This is a genomic window from Roseomonas sp. TAS13, from assembly GCF_001950415.1.
Lineage (GTDB): Bacteria > Pseudomonadota > Alphaproteobacteria > Acetobacterales > Acetobacteraceae > Roseomonas > Roseomonas mucosa.
Genome location: NZ_BDLP01000375.1, coordinates 1 through 4134 on the forward strand (window position 1 = coordinate 1; position 4134 = coordinate 4134).

General features: G+C 71.9%; 3 protein-coding genes. 1 reads left to right on the top strand and 2 read right to left on the bottom strand.

Annotated elements, in window-relative coordinates; genetic code table 11:
• Positions 1–497 precede the first annotated feature (497 nt).
• Complete coding sequence (gene ychF / locus ROTAS13_RS20410) at positions 498–1592, top strand: redox-regulated ATPase YchF (RefSeq protein WP_019463010.1); 1095 nt, start codon at positions 498–500, stop codon at positions 1590–1592.
• Positions 1593–1750: 158 nt separating this feature from the next.
• Here the strand turns inward: ychF and ROTAS13_RS20415 are convergent, their stop codons facing one another.
• The gene (locus ROTAS13_RS20415) at positions 1751–2497 is read right to left on the bottom strand and encodes a DUF2270 domain-containing protein (RefSeq protein WP_019463011.1); all 747 of its coding nucleotides are present in this window, start codon (positions 2495–2497) and stop codon (positions 1751–1753) included.
• A gap of 238 nt (positions 2498–2735) precedes the next feature.
• Positions 2736–4134: sensor histidine kinase (locus tag ROTAS13_RS20420; protein ID WP_371329210.1), on the bottom strand; the 1399-nt coding region annotated here is incomplete at its 5' end.

Consider the following 4134-nt stretch of genomic DNA (forward strand, 5'->3'; position numbering starts at 1 on the left):
CCGGGGGAGAGGCTCTGCCTCCCCCGCCGGACCCCCTCTCCGCCGGGGACCGAAGCCGGTCCCCGGACCCCGGGCTTGCGTTGGCTCTGCGTGGTGGCCGTCAGCCTGCGGCTCGATCCCTGGGAGCAGATGGAGACGCGGGGCTCCTCGTAGAAAGAAGACACCGTGTCCGCGCTGGCGGCGGCGTCAGCCGCCGGAGAGCCTGGCTCTCCGGCGCGATCCGGCCCCAGCAAGCACCAACCCATCGGGTCCAGGGCACGCAGTGTCCTGGCGGATAGGGGGTCCGGGGGAAAGGCGGAGCCTTGTCCCCCGGGACAGCGCAACGCCGGACGGGCAATGCGGGCCGGGGCTGTTGCGGTATCGTGCTGGCTGGCCTGCCGGGGCCTTACGGCTGGCCCTGCGGGCGCGGGCGGCGTAATGGCTGGGGCCGAACGGGACAGGTTCCGGGCGGGCTGCGGCAGCTCCCTCGCACGGGCGATGATTGAGAAAGACGGATCATGGGTTTCAACTGCGGCATCGTCGGGCTGCCGAATGTGGGCAAGTCCACGCTCTTCAACGCGCTGACGCAGACGGCGGCGGCACAGGCGGCGAACTATCCCTTCTGCACCATCGAGCCGAATGTGGGGCGGGTGGCGGTGCCGGACCGGCGGCTGGACGAGCTGACGCGGGTTGGCAAGTCCCAGAAGACGGTGCCGACCAGCCTGGAATTCGTGGACATCGCCGGGCTGGTGCGCGGCGCCTCGCGCGGGGAGGGGCTGGGCAACCAGTTCCTGGCGAATATCCGCGAGGTGGATGCCATCGTGCATGTGCTGCGCTGCTTCGAGGATGGGGACATCACCCATGTCGAGGGCAGCGTCGATCCGATCCGCGATGCGGAGACGGTGGAGACGGAGCTGATGCTGGCCGATCTCGACAGCCTGGAGAAGCGGCTGGGGACGGCGCAGAAGAAGGCGAAGAACGGCGACAAGGAGAGCGCGGCCTTCGTGGCGCTGGCCGAGCCGATCGTGGCGGCGCTGACCGAGGGCAAGCCGGCGCGGACGGCGGTGCCGAAGGGGCAGGAAGAGGCGGCGGCGCGGCTGCAGCTGATGACCACCAAGCCGGTGCTCTATGTCTGCAATGTCGAGGAGGGCTCGGCGGCCACCGGCAATGCGCATTCGGCGCGCGTCTTCGAGCGGGCCGCCGCCGAGGGGGCCAAGGCGGTCGTGGTCTCGGCCGCGATCGAGGCGGAGATCAGCCAGATGGCGGCCGACGACCGGGCGGAGTTCCTGGAAAGCCTGGGGCTGGAGGATAGCGGGTTGGACCGCATCATCCGTGCCGGATACGAGCTGCTGGGGCTGATCACCTATTTCACCTGCGGGCCCAAGGAGGCGCGCGCCTGGACCATCACGCGCGGCACCAAGGCGCCGCAGGCGGCGGCGGTGATCCACAATGACTTCGAGCGCGGCTTCATCGCCTGCGAGACCATCGCCTATGAGGACTATGTGGCGCTGGGTGGCGAGCAGGGGGCGAAGGAGGCCGGCAAGATGCGGGTCGAGGGCAAGGAATACGTCGTCAAGGACGGCGACGTGCTGCTGTTCCGCTTCAACGTCTGAGGGCGGCCCCTGGGGAGGGCGCTGCCTTCCCCGGAACCCATCCGGCAGGACCTTGCGGACCCTGCATCCGGTGAGTGGGTGCGTGCCGATGCCGGATCGCGCCAGGGGGCCGGGAGCAGCCGCCAGGACGGCGCGCCCGGAACCCGGAAGAGCCGGCGTCAGACATGGACCTCGCCATGGGCGAGTTCGCCGCTGTGTTGCGGCGGGCGGAGCGCGGCGTAGATCAGCCAGGCATAGAAGAGCGTGACGCCGGCCAGCACCGACCAGCCGGGGAAGGGGCCCAGGGACAGGCCGAGCAGCAGGTCCGGGAGGCTTTGATGCGCGGCGGCCGCGCGTTCGTCGTGCTGGAGGGATGCGGTGGAGATCTTGATGATCCAGGCCAGCAGCAGGACCAGGAACATCCAGATGTAGTTGCGCCGCAGGCGTCGCGAGAAGGCGGCCGGCAGGCCGATCAGGAAGTTCGGGTGGCGCAGGTCCTCGGCCAGGAGGGCGGCCCAGTTGGGCCCCTCGGCCGGTGCGGGATCCGGTGCGGGATCGGGCCGCGGGGACAGGACCTGGGCGAAGTAGTGGCGCTCCATCTGGCGCACGCGGGCGCGGTACACGTCGAAGAAGCGGTAGCGGCGGGCCTCGATGACGAGGAGGAGCAGCACCAGCAGCATGGCGAAGAGCAGCACGCCGTGATGCGCGCTGGGCGTGGAGAGCGAGACCGAGAGCATGCCGGCCACCACGGTGATGGCCCAGTTGGTGGTGCGGTCGATGCGGTCGCGCCAGCCGGCCATGCGGCCCATCTCGGCGCGATGGAAGTGCGCCAGGGTGTTGATGAACTCGGCGCCGGTGGCGGGCAGGGGCGGCGCGAAGGGGGGCGGGGCGGGGGCCATGGGGCGCGCCGGATGGGTGACGCTCATTGTGTTCTGCCTTCCCTGGACGTCCTGCGGAACCGCTCCGGCGCCCGGGTGGGCTCCGGGGGTTCGGTGCCGTTCTGAACTCCCTGCCGGTCCGCCTGTTGCGGCGGTGGCGGCATGGGGGAGGGTGCGCCTGCCTGCGGCGGAGGACAATGAGGCCCATGGGGTGGACGCGCGGGATTGGCGGCGATCCGCCATGGCGGGCCGTGCACCCGGCGAATGACGGGCGCGCGGCCCGCGGTCAGGCCGGCAGGCGGATGCGGGCGCGGAGGCCGCCGAGGGGGCTGTCCTCCAGGATCACGTCGCCGCCATGGGCGCGGGCGATGTCGCGGGCGATGGCGAGGCCCAGGCCGGTGCTGCTGCCGGACAGGGTGGCGAAGGGCTTGAAGGCTTCCTCGCGCTGTTCGGGCGGGATGCCGGGGCCGTCGTCGTCCACGATCACCTGCGCCCAGAGCTCGTCCACGCGCTCCACCGTCAGGGTGATGCGGCCGGCATGCTTGCGGGCGTTGTCGGTGAGGTTGGCGAGGCAGCGGCGCAGCGCGTCGCCGCGTGCCGGCAGGACCAGGGTTTCCGGGGCGTGCAGGGCGACGGCGGCGCCGTCGCGGCGGGCCCGGGCGGCGACGTTCTGCGCCAGCTCGACGAGGTCCACCGGGCCGGGCTTGCCCTCCACCTCGCCGCGCGCGAAGGCGAGATAGCCGGCGACCATGCGCTCCATCTCCTCCACGTCCTGGGTGAGGTCGGCGATGTCCTGCTCGAAGCCCGGATCGTCCGGTGGGACGGGCAGCATGGCGAGCGCCAGGCGCATGCGGGTGAGGGGGGTGCGCAGGTCGTGGCTGATGCCGGCCAGCATGTCGGTGCGCTGGGCGACGAAGCGGCGGATGCGGGCGTGCATGCGGTTGAAGGCCGCCGCCGCCTGGCGGACCTCGGTGGCGCCCTCGGGCTTCACCGGGCCCTGGTCGCGGCCCATGCCGAAGGCCTCCGCCGCCGCGGCGAGGCGGCGCAGGGCGCGGACCTGGTTCTTCATGAACAAGGCGGCGATCAGGAAGAGCAGGGCCGAGGCGCCGACCAGCCAGATGACGAAGAGGTAGAGCGTGCCGGTGAAGAGGCGCTTGCGGGGGGCCTCCACATGCAGCACGCCGTCGGGGAGCTGGACGCGGACGACGATGCTGCGCGGGTCGCTCTGCCAATCGGCGTCGAAGCGCAGGAGCAGGCGTTCGCGCAGGGCGTTCTGCAGGTCCTCCTCCAGCGGCAGCAGGGGCAGGGAGGCGGAGCGGGGCTGATCGCGGCCGGAGAGGATGGCGCCGGGCTCGAAGGCCATGGAGAGGTCGAGGCGCCAGGCGGCCTCGCGGAAGATCCAGCTGGTGTCGGAACCGGGCGGGGCGTGCTGCAGCATCTCGACCACCATGCCGATCTCGCCCGCCATGCCGGCGGCGAGGCGGCGGGAGATGACGTCGAGATGGTTGCCGTAGAAGAGTTGCAGGGCGATGCCCTGGAGCACCAGCATCGGCACCAGCACGATCAGCAGGGCGCGGCCGAGCAGGCCGCGCGGGACCAGGGCATGCATCCAGCGCCGCAGCCGCCCCATCGGCGCGGGGCGGCTGCGGCGTGGGGCGGCGGGCGTGGCGGGGAGGCTGGCGGGG